Source organism: Streptomyces sp. NPDC051133, from assembly GCF_040682635.1.
In the GTDB taxonomy this organism is placed as follows: Bacteria; Actinomycetota; Actinomycetes; order Streptomycetales; family Streptomycetaceae; genus Streptomyces.
The window spans coordinates 335,990-360,254 of the sequence record NZ_JBFBBK010000001.1; the positions used below are offsets into that span (position 1 = coordinate 335,990).

General features: G+C 73.0%; 20 protein-coding genes and 1 pseudogene. 13 read left to right on the forward strand and 8 right to left on the reverse strand.

Annotation, left to right across the window (positions count from 1 at the left end; genetic code table 11):
• Positions 1 to 34: 34 nt before the first annotated feature.
• Positions 35 to 739 carry a FadR/GntR family transcriptional regulator gene (locus tag AB0N17_RS01535; protein WP_366009015.1) on the reverse strand — a complete coding sequence of 235 codons (705 nt, stop codon included), beginning with the start codon at positions 737 to 739 and terminating at the stop codon, positions 35 to 37.
• A 162-nt stretch (positions 740 to 901) separates the two neighbouring features.
• Between AB0N17_RS01535 and AB0N17_RS01540 the strand changes: the two genes are divergently transcribed.
• From AB0N17_RS01540 to AB0N17_RS01575, 8 genes are read left to right on the forward strand one after another with little or no spacing between them, the layout of a single operon-like run.
• Positions 902 to 1,966 carry a sugar ABC transporter substrate-binding protein gene (locus AB0N17_RS01540; protein WP_366009016.1) on the forward strand — a complete coding sequence of 355 codons (1,065 nt, stop codon included), beginning with the start codon at positions 902 to 904 and terminating at the stop codon, positions 1,964 to 1,966.
• A complete protein-coding gene (locus AB0N17_RS01545; protein WP_366009017.1) occupies positions 1,963 to 3,453 on the forward strand; it encodes a sugar ABC transporter ATP-binding protein in 1,491 nt (496 codons plus the stop codon). Before AB0N17_RS01540 ends, AB0N17_RS01545 begins: the two co-directional genes overlap by 4 nt.
• Positions 3,446 to 4,474, forward strand: coding sequence for an ABC transporter permease (locus AB0N17_RS01550; protein WP_366009018.1), 1,029 nt, complete (start codon positions 3,446 to 3,448; stop codon positions 4,472 to 4,474). Before AB0N17_RS01545 ends, AB0N17_RS01550 begins: the two co-directional genes overlap by 8 nt.
• 36 nt (positions 4,475 to 4,510) lie before the next feature.
• Positions 4,511 to 5,869, forward strand: a complete 1,359-nt coding sequence (locus AB0N17_RS01555; protein ID WP_366009019.1) for an enolase C-terminal domain-like protein — start codon at positions 4,511 to 4,513, stop codon at positions 5,867 to 5,869.
• Positions 5,848 to 6,603: an SDR family oxidoreductase gene (locus AB0N17_RS01560; protein ID WP_366009020.1), complete on the forward strand. Its 756-nt coding sequence runs from the start codon at positions 5,848 to 5,850 to the stop codon at positions 6,601 to 6,603. The genes AB0N17_RS01555 and AB0N17_RS01560 overlap by 22 nt, the downstream gene beginning before the upstream one ends.
• A complete protein-coding gene (locus tag AB0N17_RS01565) occupies positions 6,600 to 7,568 on the forward strand; it encodes an aldo/keto reductase (RefSeq protein WP_366009021.1) in 969 nt (322 codons plus the stop codon). Before AB0N17_RS01560 ends, AB0N17_RS01565 begins: the two co-directional genes overlap by 4 nt.
• On the forward strand, positions 7,565 to 7,879 hold the full coding sequence (locus AB0N17_RS01570; RefSeq protein ID WP_366009022.1) for an L-rhamnose mutarotase: 315 nt from the start codon (positions 7,565 to 7,567) through the stop codon (positions 7,877 to 7,879). The genes AB0N17_RS01565 and AB0N17_RS01570 overlap by 4 nt, the downstream gene beginning before the upstream one ends.
• Complete coding sequence (locus AB0N17_RS01575) at positions 7,876 to 8,715, forward strand: amidohydrolase family protein (protein ID WP_366009023.1); 840 nt, start codon at positions 7,876 to 7,878, stop codon at positions 8,713 to 8,715. The genes AB0N17_RS01570 and AB0N17_RS01575 overlap by 4 nt, the downstream gene beginning before the upstream one ends.
• Here the strand turns inward: AB0N17_RS01575 and AB0N17_RS01580 are convergent.
• On the reverse strand, positions 8,703 to 10,124 hold the full coding sequence (locus AB0N17_RS01580) for a lipase maturation factor family protein (protein ID WP_366009024.1): 1,422 nt from the start codon (positions 10,122 to 10,124) through the stop codon (positions 8,703 to 8,705). The two genes, AB0N17_RS01575 and AB0N17_RS01580, sit on opposite strands and share 13 nt — an antisense overlap.
• Positions 10,125 to 10,267: 143 nt before the next feature.
• Here AB0N17_RS01580 and AB0N17_RS01585 point away from each other — a divergent pair, with 143 nt between their 5' ends.
• On the forward strand, positions 10,268 to 12,361 hold the full coding sequence (locus tag AB0N17_RS01585; RefSeq protein ID WP_366009025.1) for a SpoIIE family protein phosphatase: 2,094 nt from the start codon (positions 10,268 to 10,270) through the stop codon (positions 12,359 to 12,361).
• Positions 12,362 to 12,407: 46 nt separating this feature from the next.
• Positions 12,408 to 13,271, forward strand: coding sequence for a DNA-formamidopyrimidine glycosylase family protein (locus tag AB0N17_RS01590; protein ID WP_366009026.1), 864 nt, complete (start codon positions 12,408 to 12,410; stop codon positions 13,269 to 13,271).
• Between the two features lie 3 nt (positions 13,272 to 13,274).
• Here AB0N17_RS01590 and AB0N17_RS01595 read toward each other — a convergent pair whose 3' ends face one another.
• The 3 genes from AB0N17_RS01595 to AB0N17_RS01605 all read right to left on the reverse strand — a co-directional run bounded on the left by AB0N17_RS01595 (position 13,275) and on the right by AB0N17_RS01605 (position 15,333).
• Positions 13,275 to 13,925, reverse strand: coding sequence for a zf-HC2 domain-containing protein (locus tag AB0N17_RS01595; protein ID WP_366009027.1), 651 nt, complete (start codon positions 13,923 to 13,925; stop codon positions 13,275 to 13,277).
• 198 nt (positions 13,926 to 14,123) lie between these two features.
• Positions 14,124 to 14,639, reverse strand: a complete 516-nt coding sequence (locus AB0N17_RS01600; RefSeq protein ID WP_366009028.1) for a hypothetical protein — start codon at positions 14,637 to 14,639, stop codon at positions 14,124 to 14,126.
• A 145-nt stretch (positions 14,640 to 14,784) separates the two neighbouring features.
• A complete protein-coding gene (locus AB0N17_RS01605) occupies positions 14,785 to 15,333 on the reverse strand; it encodes a sigma-70 family RNA polymerase sigma factor (RefSeq protein WP_366009029.1) in 549 nt (182 codons plus the stop codon).
• 269 nt (positions 15,334 to 15,602) lie between these two features.
• Here AB0N17_RS01605 and AB0N17_RS01610 point away from each other — a divergent pair.
• Positions 15,603 to 16,757 (forward strand): annotated as a pseudogene (locus AB0N17_RS01610) (CapA family protein).
• Positions 16,758 to 16,781: 24 nt separating this feature from the next.
• Here AB0N17_RS01610 and AB0N17_RS01615 read toward each other — a convergent pair.
• Both AB0N17_RS01615 and AB0N17_RS01620 read right to left on the reverse strand, forming a co-directional pair.
• On the reverse strand, positions 16,782 to 18,206 hold the full coding sequence (locus AB0N17_RS01615; protein ID WP_366009030.1) for an amino acid permease: 1,425 nt from the start codon (positions 18,204 to 18,206) through the stop codon (positions 16,782 to 16,784).
• 171 nt (positions 18,207 to 18,377) lie between these two features.
• Positions 18,378 to 18,848 carry a universal stress protein gene (locus AB0N17_RS01620; protein ID WP_366009031.1) on the reverse strand — a complete coding sequence of 157 codons (471 nt, stop codon included), beginning with the start codon at positions 18,846 to 18,848 and terminating at the stop codon, positions 18,378 to 18,380.
• 90 nt (positions 18,849 to 18,938) lie between these two features.
• On the opposite strand from AB0N17_RS01620, the gene lysX reads away from it, so the two are divergent.
• Both lysX and AB0N17_RS01630 read left to right on the forward strand, forming a co-directional pair.
• Positions 18,939 to 22,217 (forward strand): bifunctional lysylphosphatidylglycerol synthetase/lysine--tRNA ligase LysX, encoded by a 3,279-nt coding sequence (gene lysX / locus AB0N17_RS01625; protein WP_366009032.1) that lies wholly within the window; start codon positions 18,939 to 18,941, stop codon positions 22,215 to 22,217.
• A gap of 88 nt (positions 22,218 to 22,305) precedes the next feature.
• Positions 22,306 to 23,142, forward strand: a complete 837-nt coding sequence (locus tag AB0N17_RS01630) for a polysaccharide deacetylase family protein (protein WP_366009033.1) — start codon at positions 22,306 to 22,308, stop codon at positions 23,140 to 23,142.
• A 36-nt stretch (positions 23,143 to 23,178) separates the two neighbouring features.
• On the opposite strand, the gene AB0N17_RS01635 is transcribed toward AB0N17_RS01630, so the two are convergent.
• Positions 23,179 to 23,880, reverse strand: coding sequence for a class F sortase (locus AB0N17_RS01635; protein WP_366009034.1), 702 nt, complete (start codon positions 23,878 to 23,880; stop codon positions 23,179 to 23,181).
• Between the last annotated feature and the right edge of the window lie 385 nt (positions 23,881 to 24,265).

Genomic DNA, 24,265 nt, shown 5'->3' on the forward strand with positions numbered 1-24,265 from the left:
GTGTCCGGCCGCACCGCCGTGGAGTCCGCGCGCCTCACGCCTCCAGCTGGGTCCGCAGCCACTCCTCCACCTCTCCCACGTGGGCCGCCGCCGCAGCCCGGGCCGCCTCCGGGTCGTGGGCGGCGAGGGCCCGGTGGATGGCCGCGTGTTCGCGGCGGGTGCGGGCGAAGGCGCCCTCCTCCTGGTAGCCGCGCCAGACCCGGGCGCGGAAGGTGCGCGAGGACAGGCCCTCCAGGATGGCGGCCATCGTCTCGTTGCCCGCGGCGGCGGCGATCTCCCGATGGAAGGCGAGGTCGTGGGCGAGGATCTCCTCGGGGTCGTCGGTGGCGTTCATCGCCGCCAGATGCCCTTCCACGGCGGCCAGTCGATCCTCGGTGATGCGGGCGGCGGCCAGCGCGGTCGCCGTCGACTCCAGGATCCGGCGCACCTGAAGCAGCTCCACCAGCCGCGGCCCCCGGGACAGGTCCGCGACCACCCCGAAGGACTCCAGCAGGTCGCCGGCCTCCAGCGCGGTGACGTAGATGCCCGAGCCGTGCCGGGCCTCCAGGACCCCCATCACGGTCAGCGCCCGGATCGCCTCCCGCATGGAGCTGCGGGAGATGCCCAGCCGCGCGGCGAGATCCCGCTCGGTGGGCAGCCGCTGGCCCGGCTCCAGCCGGCCCCCGGCGATCATCGCCTTGATCTCCTCGACGGCGCGCTGGGTCACCGTGCCCTTCTGCGGCACTTCCTCCTCGCCCACGCCACTCCTCCCTCCCCTGGTGCGCCGCAGTCTAGCCAGCCGATTGGTCCGACCACTACCGCTCAACTCCTGGAATTTTCCCCGCACGAGGGTGTCGGTTCCGTTTATTGGTCTGATAAGTATGCGGCGTCCGCTCGAACACCCTCGACGAGGAGCCGCGAGATGCCCGCCAGCACAGTCAGGAAGCGCAAGCGGTCACGGATCACCGGCACGGCGGCCCTGGCCGTCGGTGCCTCGCTCATGCTCGCCGCCTGCGGCAGCACCAAGGACACCGCGAGCGCGGGCAGTGGCGGCACCGGCCGGGTCGGCGTGATCCTGCCCCTGCTGACCTCGCCGTTCTGGCAGTCGTACAACGACTACGTGCCCAGGATGGCGAAGTCCGAGGGCGTGGAGGTGCTGAAGACGGTCAACTCCAACAGCGACCCCTCGCAGCAGATCACCGACATCGACAACGAACTCAACCAGGGCGTCAAGGGGTTGGTCGTCGCCCCGCTGGACAGCGCCGCCGTCCAGGCCGGACTCGACCAGGCCGAGCGCAAGGGCGTCCCCGTCGTCGCCGTGGACGTCGCGCCCGACAAGGGCAAGGTCGCGATGGTGGTGCGCGCCGACAACGTGGCCTACGGCGAGAAGGCCTGCGACTACCTCGGACAGCACGTGAGCAGCGGCAAGGTCGTGCAGATCATGGGCGACCTCGCCTCGGTCAACGGCCGGGACCGCTCCGAGGCGTTCCGCTCCTGCGTGCGGAAGAAGTACCCGAAGCTCAAGGTGCTGGAGATCCCCGCCAAATGGGAGTCCGACACCGCCGCCGCCAAGCTGGACACGCTCCTGAACGCCAACCCCGACATCAAGGGCGTCTACCTGCAGGCGGGCGGTGTCTACCTCGCGCCGACCCTGCAGACCCTGAAGTCCAAGCACCTGCTGAAGCCGGCCGGCCGGCAGGGCCACATCGTCATCGTCTCCAACGACGGCATCCCGCAGGAGTACGACGCCATCCGCAAGGGCCGGATCGACGCCACCGTCTCCCAGCCGGCCGACGCCTACGCCAAGTACGGCCTGTCCTACATCAAGGCGGCGATGGCCGGGAAGACGTTCAAGCCCGGCCCCACCGACCACGGCTCCGTGATCGTCAGGCTGCCCAGCGGCATCCTGGAGGACCAGCTGCCCGCCCCCCTGGTCACCAAGGCCAACGTCGACGACCCCCAGCTGTGGGGCAACACGGTCGGATGAGCACCCCACTCGTTGAAGCCGACGGCATCGTCAAGCGGTACGGCCCCACGGTCGCCCTCGCCGACGGCCGGCTCACGGTGCTGCCCGGCGAGTCCCACGCCCTGGTCGGCCGCAACGGCGCCGGCAAGTCCACCCTGGTCCACGTCCTCACCGGCCTCCAGGCCCCGGACGAAGGCACGGTCCGCTTCGACGGCGAGCCCGCCCCACCCATCGCCGACCGGGACGCCTGGCGCCGCAAGGTCGCCTGCGTGTACCAGAAGCCCACGGTCGTCCCGGAGCTGACCGTCGCCGAGAACCTCTTCCTCAACCGCCAGCCGCGCCGCCGCGGCTTCGTCAGCTGGCGCCGGCTGCGCACCGAGGCAGCCGAACTCCTCGCCACCTGGGACGTCCGTGTCGACCCCGGGGCCCGCACCGCCGACCTCAAGGTCGAGGACCGCCAGATGGTGGAGATCGCCCGGGCGCTGAGCCTCGGCGCCCGGTTCATCGTCCTGGACGAACCCACCGCCCAGCTCGACAACCGGGAGATCGAGCGGCTGTTCACCCGGATGCGCGCGCTGCAGGAGTCCGGCGTCACCTTCCTGTTCATCTCCCACCACCTCCAGGAGGTCTACGAGGTCTGCCGGACCGTCACCGTGCTGCGCGACGCCCGCTGGATCACCACCGCCCCGGTCGCCGACCTGCCCAGGGCGGCCCTGGTGGAGGCCATGGCCGGCGCGTCCGTCGCGGACCGGACCGCCGGCCGCGGGGGAGCCGACGCCGGTGCTCCCGTCCTGCTGGAGGCGGACGGGCTGACCTCCCCGGCGTACCGGGACGTCGGCCTCACCGTGCGCCGCGGCGAGGTCGTCGGGCTCGCCGGCTCCAGCGGCAGCGGCAAGACCGAACTGGCCGAGTCCTTCGCCGGACTGCACACGCCGACCGGCGGCACCGCACATCTGGACGGCGAGCCACTGCCCTTCGGCGACGTGCGGGCCGCCCTGGAGGCCGGCGTCGGCTGCGTCCCGCGCGACCGGCACGAGCAGGGCCTGGTCCCCGGCATGAGCATCGGCGACAACGCCACGCTGAGCGTCCTCGGCCGGCTCGGCCGGTTCGGCTTCGTCACCGCCGGCCGCAGAAGGGGGACGGCGGCCGAGCTGATCGACCGCCTCGACATCCACGCCGAGGGACCCGACCAGCCCGTGGCCGACCTGTCCGGCGGCAACGCCCAGAAGGTCGTCATGGCCCGCGCCCTCGCCTCCGACCCCCGCCTGCTGGTCCTGATCAACCCCACCGCGGGCGTCGACGTGAAGTCCAAGGAGTCCCTGCTCGCCCGCATGGACAGCGCCCGCGACGACGGCACCGCCGTCCTGGTCGTCTCCGACGAACTCGACGACCTGCGCCGCTGCGACCGCGTCCTCGTCCTCTTCCACGGCCGTGTCGTCGCCGAGCACCCGGCCGGCTGGCGCGACCACGAGCTGATCGCCTCCATCGAAGGAGTTGACCATGGCTGACACCCGGGCCGCCCCGCCGCTCGCGCCCCCGAAGACCACGGACGCCCGCTCGGCCCGCGCCGTCCTGCTCCGCCGCGCCCGCGAACTCGCCCTGGTCCCCGCCCTGGTGCTGCTGATGGTGCTCGGCACGGTGGTCAACGACTCGTTCCTGACCGAGCGCAACCTGATCTCGGTCCTCGGTGCCTCCGCCGCCCTCGCGATGGTCGTGCTCGCCGAGTCCCTCGTGCTCATCACCGGCAAGTTCGACCTGTCGCTGGAGTCGGTGGTCGGCATCGCCCCGGCCGTCGGCGCCCTGCTGGTGCTGCCCGCCGGCCAGTCCGGCTGGGGCACCGGCCTTCCGACGGGGCTCGCCCTGCTCGCGATTCCCCTGGCCGGCGCGGTCGTCGGCGCCTTCAACGGCGTCCTCGTCGTGAAGTTCCGGCTCAACGCGTTCATCGTGACCCTCGCGATGCTCATCGTGCTGCGCGGCCTGCTGGTCGGCGCCACCAAGGGCAAGACGCTGTTCGGCATGCCCGACAGCTTCTCCTCCCTGGCCACCACCACCTTCCTGAACGTCCCGCTGTCCGTGTGGCTGGCCGCCGGCGCCTTCGCGGTCACCGGGTTCCTGCTGAAGTACCACCGCACCGGCCGCGCCCTGTACGCCATCGGCGGCAACGCGGACGCGGCCCGCGCCGCCGGCATCCGCGTCGACCGGGTCACGCTCGGCGTGTACGTCATCGCGGGCGTGCTCGCCTCGGTCGGCGGACTGCTGCAGACCGGGTACGTCGGCGCGATCAGCGCCAACCAGGGCCAGAACATGATCTTCACCGTGTTCGCGGCGGCGGTGATCGGCGGCATCGGCCTGGACGGCGGCAAGGGCACCATGTCCGGTGCCCTCACCGGCGTGCTCCTCCTGGGCGTCGTACAGAACCTGCTCACCCTCGCCCAGGTGCCGTCGTTCTGGATCCAGGCCATCTACGGCGGGATCATCCTCGTCGCCCTCATGATCGCCCGCGTGACGACCGGCCGTGCTCAGGACTGACGCGACGTCAGCAAGCCGACGAACGAGAGGACTTCCGTGTCCCAGGCTCCCGCCCGCGTCATCGCGGTCGACACCCACGACATCCGTTTCCCCACCTCGCGCGAGCTGGACGGCTCCGACGCGATGAACCCGGACCCCGACTACTCGGCGGCCTACGTCGTCCTGCGCACCGACGCGGGCGACGGGCACGAGGGACACGGGTTCGTCTTCACCATCGGGCGGGGCAACGACGTCCAGGTCGCCGCGATCGACGCGCTGCGGGCCCATGTGCTCGGCCGGCCCGTCCGGGAGCTGTGCGCCGACCCCGGCTCGCTCCTCCGTGACCTCGTCGCCGACAGTCAGCTGCGCTGGCTCGGCCCCGAGAAGGGCGTGATGCACATGGCGATCGGAGCCGTCGTCAACGCCGTCTGGGACCTGGCGGCACGCCGGGCGGGCAAGCCGCTGTGGCAGCTGCTCGCCGACGCCGAACCGGAGTGGCTGGTGCGGCAGATCGACTTCCGGTACCTCACCGACGCACTCACCCCCGAGGAGGCCCTGGACCTGCTCGTCCGGGGCAGACAGGGGGCGGCGCGGCGCCGGTCCCGGCTGCTGGAGCGCGGCTACCCGGCGTACACCACCACCCCGGGCTGGCTCGGCTACGACGACGACAAGCTCGCCCGGCTCGCCGCGCAGGCCGTCACCGACGGCTTCCGGCAGATCAAGCTGAAGGTCGGTGCCGACCTCGACGACGACATCCGGCGCTGCCGGGTCGCCCGCGCGGTCGTCGGTCCGGAGATCCGCCTGGCCGTCGACGCCAACCAACGCTGGGACGTGGCCGAGGCGATCCGCTGGACGAACGCCCTGGCCGCCTTCGACCCGTACTGGATCGAGGAGCCCACCAGCCCCGACGACGTCCTCGGCCACGCCGCGATCCGGCGCGCGGTGGCCCCGGTGAAGGTCGCCACCGGCGAACACGTGCAGAACCGGATCGTGTTCAAGCAGCTGCTCCAGGCCGGCGCCCTCGACATCGTCCAGATCGACGCGGCCCGCGTCGCCGGCGTCAACGAGAACCTCGCCATCCTGCTGCTCGCCGCCAAGTTCGGTGTCCCCGTCTGCCCGCACGCCGGCGGGGTCGGTCTGTGCGAACTGGTCCAGCACCTGTCGATGTTCGACTACCTGGCCGTCTCCGGGACCACCGAGAACCGGGTCATCGAGTACGTCGACCACCTCCACGAGCACTTCCTCACCCCGGTCGTCGTCCACGACGGCCACTACACCGCGCCCACCGCGCCCGGCTTCTCCGCCGCCCTGCGCCCGGAGTCCCTCGCGCGGTACGCCTTCCCCGGCGGCGCCTACTGGGCCGCCGACCCCGACACGCAGAAGGGACAGGCCGCATGGACGACTTCACGGGTCTGAAGGCCCTGGTCACCGGGGGCGCCTCCGGTATCGGCCGGGCCACCGCCGACCTCCTCGCCGCCCGCGGCGCCCGGGTGGCCGTGCTCGACCTGGACCCGGCGCCGGTGCGAAAGCCGCTCCTCGCCCTCCGTGCCGACGTCACCGACGACGCCTCGGTCCGCACCGCCGTACAGGAGGCCGCCGAAGCCCTCGGCGGCCTCGACATCCTGGTCAACAACGCGGGAATCGGCGCCCAGGGAACGGTCGAGGACAACGACGACGACGAGTGGCGGCACGTCTTCGACGTCAACGTCCTCGGCATGGTCCGCACCGCCCGCGCCGCCCTCCCGCACCTGCGCCGCTCGGACCGTGCCGCGATCGTCAACACCTGTTCCGTCGCCGCCACCGCGGGCCTGCCGCAGCGCGCCCTGTACGGCGCCACCAAGGGCGCCGTGTACTCCCTGACCCTCGCCATGGCCGCCGACCACGTCCGCGAGGGCATCCGCGTCAACTGCGTCAACCCGGGCACGGCCGACACCCCGTGGATCGGCCGCCTGCTGGCCGCGGCTCCCGACCCGGCCGCCGAGCGCGCCGCCCTGGAGGCCCGCCAGCCCACCGGGCGGCTCGTGTCGGCCGCCGAGGTCGCGGGTGCCATCGCCTACCTGGCCGGCCCCCTGTCCGGCGCCACCACCGGCACCGCCCTCGCCGTCGACGGCGGCATGCAGGGCCTCAGGCTGCGCCCGGCGGGCCGGTGAACCGCCTGGGCCGCAGCGGGGTCGAGGTCAGCCCGCTGGGCTTCGGCGCCGCCGGGATCGGCAACCTGTTCACCCCGGTGGACGACGAGCAGGCGCACGAGGCCGTCCACGCCGCCTGGGAGCGGGGCATCCGGTACTTCGACACCGCGCCCCACTACGGCCTCGGCCGGTCCGAACGGCGCCTGGGCGCGGCCCTGCGGGCGTACGACCGCGGCGCGTACACGGTCTCCACCAAGGTCGGCCGCCGCCTGGAACCCGCCGACGGCACCGGAGACGACCTGGCGAGCGGCTTCGCCGTCCCCGCCGGCCACCGCCGCGTCTGGGACTTCAGCGCCGACGGCATCCGCCGCACCCTGGAGGCGAGCCTGGACCGGCTCGGCCTCGACCGGGTGGACGTCGTCTACCTCCACGACCCCGACGACCACGCCGAGCAGGCCTTCCGCGAGGGCTATCCCGCCCTGGAGAAGCTCCGTTCGGAGGGCGTCGTCGGCGCGATCGGCGCGGGCATGAACCAGGCGCAGATGCTCACCCGGTTCGTCCGCGACACGGACGTGGACGTGGTGCTCTGCGCGGGCCGGTACACCCTGCTCGACCAGAGCGCGGCGGCCGGACTGCTGCCCGAGGCCGTGTCGCGGGGGGTGTCGGTCGTCATCGGCGGCGCCTTCAACTCGGGCCTGCTGGCGGATCCGGCGCCCGGGGCGACGTACGACTACACCCGTGCCCCGGAGCGGTTGCTGGACCGCGCCCTGCGCCTGAAGGAGGTCGCCGGCCGGCACGGCATCACCCTGCGCGCCGCCGCCCTGGCCTTCTGCGCCGCGCACCCGGCCGTCGCGAGCGTGCTGGCCGGCGCCCGCTCCGCGGCCGAAGCGCACGACTGTGCCGAGCAGTTCGCCACCCCGGTCCCGCCCGCCTTCTGGCGGGAACTGCGCGCCACCGCTCTGCTGCCACCCGAGGAGCCGTCATGAGAGTCGCCCTGCACACCAAGGTCCGCGCCCACCGCCTCGCCGACTACGAGGCGGCCCACCGCGAGGTCCCGAAGGAACTCACCGACGCCGTCCGGGCCGCCGGAGCCACCTCGTGGACCATCTGGCGCAGTGGCACGGACCTCTTCCACCTCCTGGAGTGCGAGGACTACGGCCGCCTCCTCGCCGCACTGGAACGGCTGCCGGTCAACGTCGCCTGGCAGGCCCGGATGGCCGAGCTGCTCGACGTCGCGCACGACTACTCGCAGCGCGGTGCGGACGCCGGGCTGCCCGTCGTCTGGGAGCTGCCGTGACCGTGGACGCCCACCACCACGTCTGGGACCTGTCGGTCCGGGACCAGGACTGGATCCGGGGCCCCGAACTCGAACCGCTGAGAAGGAACTTCACCCTCGCCGACCTGGAACCCGGCGCGCGGGCGGCCGGAGTGGACCGCACCGTCCTCGTCCAGACGGTCACCGTCGCCGAGGAGACCCCCGAGTTCCTGGCCCTGGCGGCGGGACACGACCTCGTCGCGGGCGTGGTCGGCTGGACCGACCTCACGCGCCCCGACGTGGCCGACGAACTGACCCGGCTGCGCGAGCTGCCCGGCGGGGCCTTCCTGAAGGGCATCCGCCACCAGGTGCAGGGCGAGCCCGACCCGCGGTGGCTGCTGCGGGCCGACGTGCGTCGCGGCCTGGCCGCCGTGGCCGAGGCGGGCCTGGTCTACGACCTGGTGGTCCTGCCCCGCCACCTCCCGGCCTGCGTCGACGCGGCGTCGAGCCTGCCTCAGCTGACCTTCGTCCTCGACCATCTGGGCAAGCCGCCCGTCGCCTCGGGATCACGCGCACCCTGGGCCACGGACCTGCGCGCCCTGGCGGCCCTGCCCAACACCGTCGCCAAGCTCTCCGGCCTGGTCACCGAGGCCGACCCCGCCTCCTGGACACCCGAGGACCTGCGCCCGTACGTGGACACCGCCCTGGACGCCTTCGGCCCCGACCGCCTGATGTTCGGCTCCGACTGGCCGGTGTGCACCCTGGCGGCCGGCTACGGACACGTCCTGGACACCGCACGGGAGCTGACGGCCCACCTCGGCCCCGAGGAGCAGGCGGCCGTGTACGAGCGGACCGCGCGGCGCGTCTACGACCTCTGAACCTCGCCCGCCAGCCGGGTGGGCGGCAGATACTCGCGCACATAGGTGCGCTCCCAGCAGGCGCCCGTCTCCCGCAGCTCCCGCCAGCTGGAGTAGCGGTAGCGGAACAGGCGTGCCCGGACGTGGCGGGGCGGGGTGTCCGGCGGGAACGGGGAGCGGCGCAGCAGGCGCAGCGTGTCCCGGTCGTTCTCCAGCAGGCGCTCCACCAGACCGCCGAACCAGTCGCCCGCGTAGGCCGGGGACAGGGCGGCGAACCACATCAGCCAGTCGAGCCGCAGATGGTAGGGCGCGAACTGGCGCGGCCAGTGCCGGGGGTCCCCGGGTTTGCCCTTGAACTCGTACTCCCGCCAGTCGGAGTCCTCCCGCGGCACCTCGTCCAGGGTGCCCTCGACCACCACCTCGTAGCGGAGCCGGCTGACACTGCCGAAGGCGCCGTAGGTGTTCACCAGGTGCAGGGGGTCGAAGGAGCGGTTCATGACCTGGCGGCGGGAGACCATGTTCACCACCGGGTGGTAGCTGAGGAAGACCAGCAGCGCGGCGACCGCGAGCACCAGGGCCTCGTACCACAGCGGTGCCGGCGGCCCCTTCGGCGCCGTCGTCGGCAGCCGCAGCGCGGACAGGGCCAGCACGATGGTGATCCAGTTCAGCCAGGAGAAGTTCCCGGAGAGCACCAGCCACAGCTGGGTGACGATCATCAGGGCGGCGGCGGCCGACGCGATCGGCTGCGGGGTGAAGAGCAGCACCGGCACGACCAGCTGGGTGACGTGGTTGGCGGCCACCTCCACGCGGTGCAGCGGCTTCGGCAGATGGTGGAAGAACCAGCTCAGCGGGCCGGGCATCGGCTGGGTCTCGTGGTGGTAGTCCAGGCAGGTCAGCTTCCGCCAGCACGCGTCGCCACGCATCTTGATCAGCCCGGCGCCGAACTCCACCCGGAACAGGATCCAGCGCAGCAGGAACAGCACGACGACCGGCGGCGCGACCTCGTCGTTGCCGAGGAACGCGGCCAGGAAACCCGTCTCCAGCAGCAGCGACTCCCAGCCGAACGCGTACCAGGTCTGGCCGACGTTGACGATCGACAGGTACAGCGCCCAGGGCACCAGCCAGAGCAGGATCCCGGCCCACAGCGGAACGCGGGAGTCCGCCCCGGCGAGCAGGGCCGCCGAGACCGCGCAGCCCGCCCAGGCGCAGCCCGCGAAGAAGCGGTCCGAGTAGCGCAGCTGGAACAGGCTCGGGGACCGCCGGAACGGCACCCGCGCCACGAAGCGGGGGATCGGCAGCATGCCGCGCTCGCCCAGCAGGGCCCGGAACTGCAGGGCCGCCGTCAGGAACGCCACCAGGTACACGGCGGCCAGGGCCCGCTGGAGGACCAGCCGGCTCAGCCAGTAGTCGGATGCGGTGAACCAGTCCACGGTCTCGCGCTCCTGCCTTCGTCGTGACCACCGTGACGAGCGTGCCCCCAGCGCTGCGAAGGGCCCGTGACTCCGTGTACCGCACCCCTCCGCGTGCGTAACCCGAGGTCGAAGAATCGGGCCGTTCCTGGCAAGGTGGCCCCATGGCTGATCGGGGAGCGAGTGCCCTGTCACTCCCTGAGGACTGGCCCGCCCAGCCGGAACCGATCCTCGCGCTCAATCGCATGGGGAGTTTCGACTGGGATCTGGACGCCGGTCTGTTCCACATGGACGCGCAGGCGTACACGGTGTTCGACCTGCTCCCCGAGGAGTACGACGGCCGGCCGGAGTCCCTGGCCCTGCGGGTCCCGCCGCCCGAGGCCGCCCGGCTGGACGCGGCGGTCGCCCGCGCCATCAAGGACGGCAGCGAGAACTACGGCGTCTACTTCCGCATCCGGCGCCGCGACGGCTCCCTGCGCTGGACCCACACCCAGGGCTACATCCGGCGCGACCCCTCGGGCCGCCCCCGCAGGGTCGTCGGCATCGTCCGCGACGCCACCGAGGAGCTCGCCGACAGCGTGTCCCGCACCCTGCGGGCCGCCCGGAACGAGGCACTGAGGCGGCAGACCGGCATCGTCCAGACCGTCTCCGCCGCCCTCGCCGACGCCCGCAGCGTCCGGGACGTCATCGACGTCCTCAAGGACGCCGACGGCGTCCGCCACCTCGGCGCGGCCAGCCTGGTCATGGGCCTGGTGGAGGCCGGCCGGATCCGGCTCGTCGCCGAGGGGCCCGCCGGCGCCTCGGTGCCCGGCACCCGGATCACCCGGACAGCCGAGCCGTACCCGATGAGCGAGGTCGTGCGCACGCTCACCCCCCGGTTCATCGAGTCCCCGCAGGAGTTCGCCGACGGCTACCCGATCCTGTGGCCCCACATCACCGACCTGCACATCACCTCGGCCGCCTATCTGCCGCTGATCGCCCAGGCCCGCCCGATCGGCGCGATGGGCCTGCTCTACGACGACCGGCGCGGCTTCTCCGCCGAGGAGCGGGCCGTCCTGGTCGCGCTCGGCTCCACCATCGCGCAGAGCCTGCAGCGGGCCATGCTCTACGAGCAGGAGAAGGACCTGGCCCAGAGCCTCCAGCAGGCCATGCTGCCGCGCACCATCCCGAGCGTGCGCGGCGCCGACATCGCCGTCCGCTACCGCGCCGCCACCGTGGGCGGCACCCTCGGACGGGACATCGGCGGCGACTGGTACGACCTGATCCCGCTGCCCGGCGGCCGGGTCGGCGCGGTCATCGGCGACGTGCAGGGCCACGACACGCACGCGGCGGCCGTCATGGGCCAGCTGCGGATCGTGCTGCGCGCCTACGCCGCCGAGGGGCACACCCCGGCCACCGTCATGGCCCGTGCCTCCGTCTTCCTGCACGAACTCGACACCGACCGCTTCGCCACCTGCCTGTACGCCGAGGCGGACCTGTCCACCGGCGTCGTCCAGGCGGTCCGCGCCGGGCACATCGACCCGCTGATCCGGCACAGCGACGGCAGCTGCCGCCGGGCGCCCGTCGAGGGCGGGCTGCCGCTCGGCCTGTCCGCCGAGTTCAGCCGACTGGAGTACCCCGTCTCCACCCTGGAACTCGACCCCGGCCACACCCTGCTGCTGTGCACCGACGGACTCGTCGAGCAGCCCGGCACCGACCTCGACGACGGCATGCGCGGCCTCACCGCTCTCGTCGCCGAGGGCCCGGCGGACGTGCGCGCCCTCGCCGACCGGCTGATCCGGCTGGCCGAGGAGCGGGGCGGCGACGACGACGTGGCGCTGCTCCTGCTGCGCCGCTGCGTCCCCGAGGCCCCCCGGGCCGGCGGCCGGCTCCGGCAGCACGTCGCGCCCGGCGACCCCGAGGCCCTCACCCACGCCCGGCACCTGTTCCGCGCCGCGGTCCGCGCCTGGGGCGCCGGCGACCGCGCCGACGAGATCGAACTGGCCACCGACGAGCTGATCACCAACGCGCTGATGCACACCGAGGGCTCCGCGATCGTGACGCTGCGGTCCCTGGCCGACGGCGTCCGCAGGCTCCGGATCGAGGTCGAGGACTCCTCCAGCGCTCTGCCGCGCCGCCGGGACGCGGGGGAGAACGGCGTGTCCGGCCGCGGCCTGCTGCTGGTGGAGCGGCTCGCCGACGCCTGGGGCGTCGAGGCCCGCGGCGGCGGGAAGGCGGTGTGGTGCGAGTTCCGGATGCGGCGGGCGGACGGCGGCTGAGGCCCGCCCGCCTGCCGTCGTCGGTGCCGGATGGCACCCTGGACTCATGCCGGAACTGCCCGAGGTGGAGGCGCTGAAGGACTTTCTCACCGAGCACCTGGCCGGCCGCCGGGTGGTGCGGGTGCTGCCGGTCGCCGTCAGCGTGCTGAAGACGTACGACCCTCCGGTCACCGCCTTCGAGGGCGGCACGGTGACGGCCGTGCGCCGGCACGGCAAGTTCCTCGACCTCGCGGCGGACAGCGGGCTGCACCTGGTGACCCATCTGGCCCGCGCGGGCTGGCTGCAGTGGAAGGACCCGCTGCCGGCCGGACCGCCCAAGCCGGGCAAGGGCCCGCTGGCGCTGCGGGTGGCGCTGGAGACCGGCGAGGGCTTCGACCTCACCGAGGCCGGCACCCAGAAACGCCTCGCGGTGTACGTCGTCCGCGACCCCCGGGAGGTCGAGGGCATCGCCCGCCTCGGCCCGGACCCGCTGGCCGCCGACTTCGACGAGGAGCGCTTCGCCGCGCTGCTGGGGGACGAGAGACGTCAGCTGAAGGGTGCCCTGCGCGACCAGAGGCTGATCGCGGGCGTGGGCAACGCGTACAGCGACGAGATCCTGCACGCCGCGAAGATGTCCCCGTTCAAGCTCGCCGCGTCCCTCACCCCGGAGGAGACCGGCCGGCTCTACGCGGCGCTGCGCGGCACGCTCACCGAGGCGGTGGAGCGCTCCCGGGGCGTGGCGGCCGGGCGGCTGAAGACGGAGAAGAAGAGCGGCCTGCGCGTCCACGGCCGCACCGGCGAGCCCTGTCCGGTGTGCGGCGACACCATCCGCGAGGTCTCCTTCAGCGACTCCTCGCTCCAGTACTGCCCCACCTGCCAGACGGGCGGCAGGCCCCTGGCGGACCGCAGGCTGTCGCGGCTGCTGAAGTAGGGCCTACGGCTCGACGGACACCAGCCGCTGTCCGTCCGTGGTGCGGACGTCGTAGCGGGCGATCTGGCCGGGGTGCATCGCGGACGACCCGAGCGCGGTGAAGGCGCCGTTGTGGTGGCCGGGGTCCATCCAGGTGCCGGCGACCTGCTCGGTGCCGTCGCGGCCCACCACGACGAGCCGGCAGGCGTGGGGACCGGTGCCGTCCTTCACCTTGAGCACCAGCCGGCTGCCCGCGTCCCCGTCGTCGGCCGTGACCTGTGCCCACACCCCGGTCCGTGGATCGGTCGCCGCGGTGACACGCGCGGCCGGCTCGGCATGGCCGGCGAAGGCCACGATGCCCGGACCGGCGACCGCCAGCACCACGGAGGCGGCCAGGCCGTACAGGAACCGCCGGCGGCGCGCCCGGTGCCGGTGCGCGACCTCGCCGAGCAGCCGGTCCAGCAGCCGGGGACCGGGCTGTGCCATGGGGTGCACGAAGCGCGGCGTGGCCCGGCGGTACAGCATCAGCTGCCGGGTCGCGGGCCCGAACTCGGTCACGTGTGCCGCGCACCGGGGGCACTCCATGAGGTGGTCCTCGAAGCGGAAGGCCTCCGCCTCGTCCAGCACGCCGAGCGCGTACGCGCCGACGTCGCGATGCCTTTCCAGGGACCTCATGCCGAATCCTCGTGCCTATGGGTGTGGGTGGGGTTACTCCTTGCTCCCACCCGTACGCACTGGACAGCCGAATCACTCAAGCCACGCACAGAATCCCGGACAGGAGATTCGGAGCGGCCCGGCACACGGATTGGTCCCTTTCCCGAAAAAGTCCCGGCCCCGGAATCCGGAGGGTTCCCCCGCCTCCGGCCCGGTGGGTCAGAAGAGGTGGATGGCCAGGTGGCCGAGGGGCAGGCCGAGGCGCCAGGCCGGGGTCCACACCTTCGGGCCGTCGTCCTCGCCGGCCGTCAGGGCGCCGCCCGGCACGGCGTCCAGGTCCGGCGCGAGGAGTTCGGTCTCCTCCAGCCAGCGCCAGGCGTCCACCGCCAGGGCCAGATCGGGCGAGGGGACGCCGGACTCGGCGGCACGGTCGGTCAGCTCGGCCATGCGGGTGCGCACCCAGTCCTGCCACGGCTGGTCGTAGGCGGTCAGCGACAGCCAGTTCTCCAGCTGGGAGATCACCCGGATGCCGGACAGCTCCCCGTCGGTGTCGGACAGGAAGACGGTGAGCGCCAGCGCGTCCCGGCCGGCCCGGAACTCGAAGGACGTCGGCGGCATCAGATCGCCGGTGCGCAGCAGCTCGTCGGCGATGTACTCGGCATACAACCAGGCCATGGGAACGGCCAGTTCACCGTCGTCGGTGCCGTCCCTGCTCTCGTGCCCTCTGTGCAACATCCCTTCCTGCCCTTCCTCCGGTGCGTGCGCGCGTCACCCGAACCCCGGGCCCGGCCTCCCGGCCGGAACGCGGATGAGGACAGCCCATTGCCCGAACGGGGGGCACAGCAAGGCGCTTTACCGAGGTTTGACTCTGCTTCCGGTTTCAGCGCAGGTCGGTCGCATAACCCGGAAGGGCCCGGCGCAGGGCGCGCAGCGCGTAGTACGCGCGGGATTTCACGGTACCGGGTGGAATGCCGAGGGTCCGCGCCGCTTCCGCCACACTGGCCCCGCGGACATACACGAGTACGAGCACGTCACGGTGCTCGGGCGTGAGTGTCTTCACAGCCTCCCGCACATCGAGCGTCGCGACGGCCCGCTCGGCGTGATCGGCGGTCACCCGCGCCGTCTCGGGCACCTCGGCGCCCACCTCGGCAGGGCGCGCCCGCTGCGCCCGCCGGGCGTCGATGGCGAGCCGCCGGGCCACGGTCAGCAGCCAGGGCCGTACCGAGTCGAAGTCGGCGGCGTGCAGCGCCTCCGGGTGCTGCCAGGCTCGCACCAGGGTCTCCTGCACCAGGTCCTCGGCGCGCTGCCGGTCGCCGTCGCAGAGCCTGAGGAGCAGGGCGAAGAGGGGCCCGCCGTGGTCGCGCTGGAGCGCGGCCAGCTCGTGCTCGGCTGTCGTCGTCCCGTGGGTGAGTGAGGTTCCGGCCGTCATGGCCGTATGGCAGCGCGGCGGACGGCCGGGGAACAGGGGGTGTGCCGGGCCGTGCGCCGGGCGGTCGATCGTGGCGGTGAACGGTCCGGCGAGCGGTCGGGCGGCCGGCCGGCCGAGCGGTCCGGCGAGCGGCCCCGCACGGCACCGGACGGGCCATGGCGCCGGATGGGCTAAGGAACACGCCTGTGCTGTTTATTCGGCGGGCCAGATTCGTACCCATATGCCCGTCACCGCTTTGTCGGTAAATACGACAGCCTCGGGGTGAGCCGATGATCGCACGCAGACGCCAGGTGGCCCTGGTCCTGACCGCCGTCCTCGCGGCAGCGGCCGCCTGCCAGAACCACGAGCGCCAGGAGCAAGGGCACCCGGCGCCCCCCGCCTCCAGCGCCCCCGCCCGCGGCTTCACCCTGGTCGCCTCCGGGGACGTCCTGCCGCACAGCTCCGTCATCGACCGGGCCGCCTCGGACGCGCACGGCGACGGCTACGACTTCCGGCCCATGCTCTCCGGTGTCGAACCCCTCGTCTCCCGCGCCGACCTGGCCCTGTGTCACATGGAGACCGTCTACGGCGCCGACGGTGACTACTCCGCCTACCCCGCCGCCAAGTCCCCGCCGCAGATCGCCCAGGGCCTCGCCGCCATCGGCTACGACGGCTGCTCCACCGCCTCCGACCACGCCCTGGACGACGGCGCCGCCGGCATCGCACGCACCCTGGACGCCATGGACCGGGCGGGCCTGCGGCACACCGGAACCGCCCGCGACGCCGCCGAGGCACGCTCGGTCACGCTCCTGCGGGCCGGCCCCGCCGAGGTCGCGCACCTGTCGTACACCCTCGGCACCCACGGCATCCCGCTGCCCGCCCGCGAGCCCTGAGCGGTCAACCTGATCGACCCGGACCGGATGGTCGCCGACGCCCGCGCCGCCCGGCGGGCCGGTGCCGACGTGGTCGTGGTCTCCGTGCACCGGGGCACTCCGTGGCAGGACGAGCCCGACCGGACACAGCTCGGCCTCGCCAGGAGACTCACCGCCGCGACGACCGGCGGCCGCCCGGACATCGACCTGGTCCTCGGCACCGACCCCCACGTCCCGCAGGCGTACGAGAAGGTCAACGGCACCTGGGTGGTCTACGGCCTCGGCGACCAGATCGCCGGCGAGATGTACAACGACCGCGGCGTGCGGGACGCGCGCGGCAACGAGTCCACCCTCGGCCGCTTCACCTTCGCCCCGCCCGCCCGGCCCGGCGGCCGCTGGGAGGTCACCAGGGCCGAGTTCGTCCCGCAGCTGTACGACCTCGGCGCCGGCCGCGTCCTCGCCCTGGGCCGGGCGGTCGCCCGGGACGCGGGGCCGGCCGGGGTGCGCGACCGCATCACGGACGTGGTGCTCAGCCGCGGGGCCGGCGAGGACGGCCTGGTCATGGGGGAGTGACCCGGCGGAGATGACCGGCCGCGGTCAGTCGGCGGGCCGCCGCTCGGCCAGGGCCGAACGCCGGTAGGAGTAGCCGAAGTAGATCGCGCAGCCGATCAGGAACCACACCACGAACCGCACCCAGGTCTGCCACTGCAGGAACGTGATCAGCCAGACCGAGAAGACGATCCCCAGCGCGGGCACCACCGGCATCCACGGGGTGCGGAACGTGCGCGGCAGGTCCGGCTGCCGGTAGCGCAGCACGATCACCGCCGCGCACACCACCACGAACGCCAGCAGGATGCCGATGTTGGTCAGCTCGGCCGCCTCGGCGATCGGGATGAACCCGGCGATGACGGCCGACGCCGCGCCGACGATCCAGGTCACCCGGGTCGGCACGTGCCGCGTCGGGTGCGTCTTCGCGAACCACCGCGGCAGCAGCCCGTCCCGGGACATCGCGAACCACACCCGGGTCACCCCCAGCATGAACGTGAACATCACGGTGAGGATGCCGATGATCGCGCCCACCGCGATCAGGTCCGCGAGCCCGCTCAGGCCCACCGACTTGAACGCGGAGGAGAAGCCGCTCTCGGGGTCGATGTCCTTGTAGTTCTGCATGCCCGTCAGCACCAGACAGGCCGCCACGTACAGCACCATCGAGATCACCAGCGAGTAGATGATCGCCTTCGGCATGTGCCGCTGGGCGTCCTTCGACTCCTCGGCCGCGGTCGACATCGCGTCGTAGCCGAACACCGCGAAGAACACGGTCGCCGCGCCGGTGAACGCCCCGCTGATGCCGAACGGGAAGAACGGGTGGTAGTTCGCCGAGTCGATGTGGAACACGCCCACCCCGATCACCAGCAGCACCACCAGCACCTTCAGCACGACCACGAACGTCTCGAAGCGGGCCGCGCTGCGGATGCCCAGGTTCAGCAGCCACGCGATCAGCAGGCACAGGATCGCCGCGAACAGGTCGACCCGGTGCCCCGCTCCGGTGCCGGGCGCGCCCAGCATCCAGGCCGGCAGCTTCGCGCCCATCTCCTCGACCAGGAAGCCGAAGTAACCGGAGATGCCGATCGCGACCACCGCCACGATCGCCGTGTACTCCAGCAGCAGGTCCCAGCCGATGAACCAGCCCGCGAACTCGCCGAGCACCGCGTACCCGTACGTGTACGCCGACCCCGCCTTCGGGATCAGGCCCGCGAACTCCGCGTACGACAGCGCCGCACAGGCGCTCGCGACGCCGGCGATCAGGAACGACACCAGCACCGCGGGTCCGGCCGTGCCGTGGGCCACCGTGCCGGCCAGCGTGAAGATGCCGGCGCCGATGATGCCGCCCACGCCGATCGCCGTGAGCTGCCCGAGCCCCAGCGACTTGTCCAGCCGGGGGCCCTCGCCGACCTCCGTCTCCTCGATGTGCTCGATGGGTTTGCGGCGGAGAATCCCCTCACCCGCGCGGATCCTGGCCATGCGCCTCACCTCTTCACCGACGGCAACGGCTGACGGCCGATCATGATGTCTCAGCCCCGCTCCCCAGGGAAGACGCCACGCACGGCCCGGACCGTCCGTCCGGGCGGGGGACGCGGGGCGGACCCGGTTCACCTGCTCGGGCGCGCCCGGGCCAGCCGCTGCCGCGGCGCCCTACGGCACGACCGTCACCGGCCAGCGGCCCGCCTTGACCAGCCGGACCGCCACCGAGCCGATGATCCGGTGCCCGGCCTGCTCCGAGGCGCCCACGACCACCGCGTCCGCCCTCAGGTCGTCGGCCGCCTTCACCAGACCCGTGAAGGGGTCGCCGCGGAAGGTGTGGAACTCCCAGCGCACGTCGAATATCCCCTTGACCCGGTCGGCCGCCTCCCGGATCTGCGCGATCAGGTCCTCGGCGATCTCGTCCGTCGTCTCCGCCACCGGCGCGCCGAGCGCCGCCCCGGCGGCCAGCACGGGCTGCACGTACACCACGGCCAGCAGCGCCCGCTGCCGCCGGGCCAGACCGCCCGCGTAGGCGGCGGCGCGCATCGAGGAGTCCGAGCCGTCCACGCCCACCACGATGACCTTGGGCCCGTCCGTGCCCAGCTCGAACTGGTGCGAATGCTGTTCGTGCTGTTCCGTCACGGGCCGAGGCTATCGGAACCGGCGACTCCCCTTGGGGTCAGGGGCGCGCTCGACGGGCGAGCGGCCCGTCCCCTTCCTACAGTCGGAACCATGACTGCCACCGCGGAGCCCGCCGCACGCGGGCACGCCACGGCCCCGATGCGCCCGCCCGGCGGCGGACGCCTCGGCTGGGTACCGCAGGCCTTCGCGACGCTCTTCGCCGCGCTCGGCCTGCTGTGCGCCCTGCTCGCGCTCATCGAACCGCTGCGCCGCCTGCTCCGCCCGGTGGCGCACGCCCTGGACCTGGTCCTGCTCCCGATCAGCGCCAACCTCGCCTACGCCGTCTTCCTGTTCCTGCTGGCCGGCGCCACCGCCGCGCGCAAGAAGGTCGCCTGGTGGCTGGTCGTCGTCTATCTCGGGCTGGTCGTCCTCACCGACGCGCTCGGCGTCGCCCTCGGCCTGTACGCGCAATCGCTGCCGTCCCTCGTGCTGTGCGGGCTGCTGCTGCTCCTGCTGGTCGTCGCCCGCCGGGAGTTCTACGCCGCCTCCCGCCGCGCCGCCGTGCGGCGGGCGCTCGCCGTGCTGCTGGGCGGGCTCGTCGTGGCGATCCTGCTGGGCTGGGGGCTGGTCATGCTGTTCCCGGGCACGCTCCCGGCGGACCAGCACCTGGCCTGGGCGGCCGACCGGGTGTGCGGCGGCCTCGTCTCGGCCGGCTCCTTCGCCGGCCGCCCGCCGCGCCAGGTCACCTTCGTGCTCGGCCTGCTCGGCGCGCTCGCCCTGCTCAACGCCGCCGCCACGCTGTTCCGGTCCCAGCGCCTGGAAGCCGCCCTGCACGACGACGAGGAGGCCCGCATCCGGGCCCTGCTCCACGTCTACGGCGAGCGGGACTCCCTCGGCTACTTCGCCACCCGCCGGGACAAGGCCGTCGTCTTCTCGCCCAGCGGCAAGGCCGCCGTCACCTACCGCGTCGAGGCCGGGGTGTGCCTGGCCAGCGGAGACCCCGTCGGCGACCCGGAGGCCTGGCCGCACGCGATCGCCGCCTGGCTGGACGTGGCCCGCCGCTACGCCTGGGCGCCCGCCGTGATGGGCGCCTCCGAGGACGGCGCCCGCGCCTACGCCCGCGCCGGGCTCGGCGCACTGCAGCTCGGCGACGAGGCGATCGTCCACGTGGCCGACTTCGACCTGGACGGCCGGGACATGCGCGTCACCCGCCAGGCCGTGCACCGGGTCCGCCGCACCGGGGCCACCACCCGGATCCGCCGCCACGCCGGTCTCACCGACCGGGAGATGGAGGAGGTCGTCGACAAGGCCGACGCCTGGCGGGACACCGAGACCGAGCGCGGCTTCTCCATGGCCCTGGACCGGCTCGGCGACCCCGCCGACGGCGACTGCCTGCTCGTGGAGGCCCTCGGCGAGGACGGCCGGCTCCTCGCCCTGCTCTCCTTCGTGCCCTGGGGCCGCGGCGGCATCTCCCTGGACCTGATGCGCCGTGACCGCGCCGCTCCCAACGGCGTGATGGAGTTCATGGCGGCGGAACTGTGCGCCGCCGCGCCGAAGCTGGGCGTGCGCCGCATCTCGCTGAACTTCGCCGTCTTCCGCTCCGTCTTCGAGGAGGGCGCCCGCATCGGCGCCGGACCCGTCCTCAGGCTCTGGCGCCACCTGCTGCTGTTCTTCTCCCGCTGGTGGCAGCTGGAGGCCCTCTACCGGTCCAACGCCAAGTACCACCCCGAGTGGTACCCGCGCTTCATCTGCTACGGCGAGGCCGCCTCCCTGGCCCGCATCGGCCTCGCCTCGGGCATCGCCGAAGGCTTCGTCTCCGTACCGTCGTTGCGCAAACTCTGGGGAAAGGGGCACCCGAAGGCCGGACAGCGGCCCGCGACGACCGAGGGGCTGCCGTCCCTGACGGCGCTCGGCCTCGACGGAGGGGACCAGGCCGGGCCCGCAGCCCCGGACGCGGGCCTGCCCGAACAGGTCCGCGTCCGGCACCGCACCCTGGACCGGCTGCGCGCCACCGGCACCGACCCCTACCCGGTCGGCGCCCCCGTCCCCACCCACGCACTCGCCGGACTCCCCCCGGACGAGGACGTCGTCGTCGCCGGACGCGTCATGCTGGTCCGGGACTTCGGCGGCATCGTCTTCGCCGTACTGCGCGACTGGTCCGGCGACCACCAGATCGCCCTCACCCGCGACCGGTCCGGCGCCGCCCTCGACCGCTTCACCGCCGACACCGACATCGGCGACCACATCACCGTCACCGGCCGCACCGGCCTCAGCGACCGGGGCGAACCCACCGTCTTCGTCACCTCCTGGCAGCTGACCGGAAAGTGCCTGCACCCCCTGCCCGACAAGCGGCGCGGCCTCACCGACCCCGAGGCCAGGGTCCGCCGCCGCCATCTCGACCTGGCCACCAGGCCGGACGCCCGCGACGTGATCAGGGCCCGCTCCGCCGCCGTCCAGGCCCTGCGCCAGGGACTGCTGGAGCGCGGCTACCTCGAGGTCGAGACCCCGATGCTCCAGCAGATCCACGGCGGCGCCAACGCCCGCCCCTTCACCACCCACATCAACGCCTACGACCTCGACATGTACCTGCGCATCGCACCCGAGCTGTATCTGAAACGGCTCTGCGTCGGCGGCCTGGAGAAGGTCTTCGAACTGGGCCGCACCTTCCGCAACGAGGGCGTCTCCTACAAGCACAACCCCGAGTTCACGATGCTGGAGGCCTACCAGGCGCACGCCGACTACCTCGTCATGCTCGACCTGACCCGGGAACTGATCCAGGGCGCCGCCACCGCCGCCTTCGGCTCCCCGGTGGCCCGCAAGGACGGCGAGGAGTACGACATCTCGGGCGCCTGGCCGGTCAGGACGGTGTACGGCGCGCTCTCCGAGGCGGTGGGGGAGGAGATCGGCCCCGGCACCGAACTGCTGCGCCTGCACCGGCTGTGCGACCGCACCGGGGTGCCGTACACCGCGGACGACACCCCCGGCGACGTGGTCCTGGAGATGTACGAGCGCCTCGTCGAGGCACGCACCCGGCTGCCCACGTTCTACCGGGACTTCCCGACCGACGTCTCCCCGCTCACCCGGCAGCACCGGGCCGACCCGCGGCTCGCCGAGCGCTGGGACCTCGTCGCCTTCGGCACCGAACTCGGCACCGCCTACTCCGAGCTGACCGACCCCGTCGAACAGCGCCGGCGGCTCACCGAGCAGTCGCTGCTCGCCGCCGGCGGCGACCCGGAGGCCATGGAACTGGACGAGGACTTCCTGGAGGCCCTGGAGTACGCCATGCCCCCGACCGGCGGCCTCGGCATCGGCGTCGACCGGCTCGTCATGTTCCTCACCGGCCTGACGATCCGGGAGACGCTGCCCTTCCCGCTGGTGCGCCGCCGCTGAACCCCGCACTGGTCCGTCCGGGTGCTTTCGCCCCGCCGCACCGGTGTCGTTGGGGTGCGCCCAAGGCCGGTGGGGCGAGTGATGAGTCATGCAGAAGGATCAGTTGCTCACTCGGCGCCGGATGCTCTTCGCCGGCGCCGCCGCACTCGGGGCCGCGGGCACCGCCGGAGTCGTCCTGGCGGGCGGTGACGAGGACACCGCCGTGACCGCCGCCGCCCCCGCCGCCGGCCCGCAGGCCGCCCAGGCGCTCAAGCCCTCCACCTTCCGTCTCCAGCCGCTCACCGGCTACGGACCGCCGCGCGCCGCACCGCGCAAGCTGAAGGTGCGCACGGAACCCATCCTGCAGATCTCCGGAAGCGGCCGGCGCATGATGCTGACCTTCGACGACGGCCCCAACCCGGAGTACACCCCGCACATCCTCGACACCCTCGCCAAGTACGACGTCCGGGCCATGTTCTTCGTGTGCGGCGAGTGCGTCGTCGACAACAGGGAACTGGTGGCCCGGATGGCCGAGGAAGGTCACGTCGTCGGCAACCACACCTGGACGCACCCGCTGCTGACGACCCTCGACCGCAAGGAGATCCGCTCCGAGATGGAGCGCACCAGCGACATCATCGAGGACACCTACGGCGAGCGCCCGCAGTGGTTCCGCGCGCCCTACGGCGCCTGGAACCGGGCCGCCTTCCAGCTGGGCGCCGCGATGGGCATGGAACCGATGGCCTGGACCGTCGACACCACCGACTGGGAGACGCCCGGCACCGCCACCATCATCGACCGGGTGGAGGGCGGCGCCGCCCCCGGCGTCGTCGTGCTCTCCCACGACGCCGGGGGCGACCGCTCGCAGACCGTCCGCGCCATCCGCGAATGGCTGCCGCATCTCCTCGACTCCGGCTACCACCTGACGGTGCCCCGCAGACGCGTGTGACGGGGTTCCGGGCGTCCGCCCGCCCGGTCGCGGCCGTCAGTCCACCGCGACCAGGCGGGCGAAGACGACGACGTTCCCGGTGTATCCGTTCTGCTTGGAGAAGCCGCCGCCGCAGGTGATGACCCTCAGCTCCGGTGCGCCCTTCGAGCCGTACACGCGGGCGCCGGGGAAAGCGCTCTTGTCGAAGACCTCGACCCCGTAGACCTCGAACACGGCGGTCTTTGCGTCCTTGCGCGCGACCTCGACCCGGTTTCCCTTCTTCAGGGCTCCGAGCCCGTAGAACACGGCGGGGCCCCGCTGGTTGTCGACGTGGCCGACGACGACGGCCGTGCCCTTCTCGCCGGGGGAGACCGCACCGGTGAACCAGCCCGCCAGATCGGCGTGGTCGGGCGGCGGCGCGCCGACCCAGCCGTCGGCGTCCAGGCCCACCGGAACGACCGGGGCGTCCACCCGGATCGCGGGGATCCGGATCCGCTCGACGGCGGCGAACGGCAGCGGAGTGAGGGAGGCGTGGGCCGCCGTGCCCGCGGCGCTGCGGGTGTCGGGTGCCGCGGCCGAGGCGGGCTGCGGCGGGCCGACGTCGAACTCCCCCGAACCGTTGCGGATGAGTGCCAGGCCGGTCAGCAGGACAAGCGCGATCACGCCCCACGGGGCGCGCCTCCTGCGCCGTTCCTCCTCTTCCGCGAGCTCGGACGGCTCGGACGGCTCGGACAGCTTGGATAGCTTGGACGCAGACATGCGCCATCCCCTCTCGACCGGGCCGTCGCGCCGTCCCTCGCGCATGGGGAAACGCTAAGTCCCGTACGGGTGCCGGGCGACGGGGTGAGCGGCGAACGGGTGGTGCGCGGCCGTGTGGGTGCGCCATCCGAGTTGCCGTCCATGCTTCTTTTCTGACGGCCCATGACCTGCGGCGATGTCCGCCTGTGTGATCGTCTGACGATGCGTCGGATCACCAGGACGGACCATTCTCCGGATGCGGGCGTGTTCCGGGCGCCCGAGGGTCGTCCCGGGAGGTGCTTTCTCGCCGAACGACCCGGGTACCGGCCCGGGGCGCCTTCCGCGGAGGATCACATGCGCAATCAACGTGCCCGCGCGGCCGCGTGCTCCGCGGTCGCGGTGCTCG

What these genes read in the sequence shown, in the direction of transcription:
- AB0N17_RS01540 (WP_366009016.1), top strand. Translation starts at nt 902, where the DNA reads ATGCCCGCCAGCACAGTCAGGAAGCGCAAGCGGTCACGGATCACCGGC.
- AB0N17_RS01545 (WP_366009017.1), top strand. Translation starts at nt 1,963, where the DNA reads ATGAGCACCCCACTCGTTGAAGCCGACGGCATCGTCAAGCGGTACGGC.
- AB0N17_RS01550 (WP_366009018.1), top strand. Translation starts at nt 3,446, where the DNA reads ATGGCTGACACCCGGGCCGCCCCGCCGCTCGCGCCCCCGAAGACCACG.
- AB0N17_RS01560 (WP_366009020.1), top strand. Translation starts at nt 5,848, where the DNA reads ATGGACGACTTCACGGGTCTGAAGGCCCTGGTCACCGGGGGCGCCTCC.
- AB0N17_RS01570 (WP_366009022.1), top strand. Translation starts at nt 7,565, where the DNA reads ATGAGAGTCGCCCTGCACACCAAGGTCCGCGCCCACCGCCTCGCCGAC.
- AB0N17_RS01585 (WP_366009025.1), top strand. Translation starts at nt 10,268, where the DNA reads ATGGCTGATCGGGGAGCGAGTGCCCTGTCACTCCCTGAGGACTGGCCC.
- AB0N17_RS01590 (WP_366009026.1), top strand. Translation starts at nt 12,408, where the DNA reads ATGCCGGAACTGCCCGAGGTGGAGGCGCTGAAGGACTTTCTCACCGAG.
- AB0N17_RS01595 (WP_366009027.1), bottom strand. Translation starts at nt 13,925, where the DNA reads ATGAGGTCCCTGGAAAGGCATCGCGACGTCGGCGCGTACGCGCTCGGC.
- AB0N17_RS01600 (WP_366009028.1), bottom strand. Translation starts at nt 14,639, where the DNA reads ATGTTGCACAGAGGGCACGAGAGCAGGGACGGCACCGACGACGGTGAA.
- AB0N17_RS01605 (WP_366009029.1), bottom strand. Translation starts at nt 15,333, where the DNA reads ATGACGGCCGGAACCTCACTCACCCACGGGACGACGACAGCCGAGCAC.
- AB0N17_RS01615 (WP_366009030.1), bottom strand. Translation starts at nt 18,206, where the DNA reads ATGGCCAGGATCCGCGCGGGTGAGGGGATTCTCCGCCGCAAACCCATC.
- lysX (WP_366009032.1), top strand. Translation starts at nt 18,939, where the DNA reads ATGACTGCCACCGCGGAGCCCGCCGCACGCGGGCACGCCACGGCCCCG.
- AB0N17_RS01630 (WP_366009033.1), top strand. Translation starts at nt 22,306, where the DNA reads ATGCAGAAGGATCAGTTGCTCACTCGGCGCCGGATGCTCTTCGCCGGC.
- AB0N17_RS01635 (WP_366009034.1), bottom strand. Translation starts at nt 23,880, where the DNA reads ATGTCTGCGTCCAAGCTATCCAAGCTGTCCGAGCCGTCCGAGCCGTCC.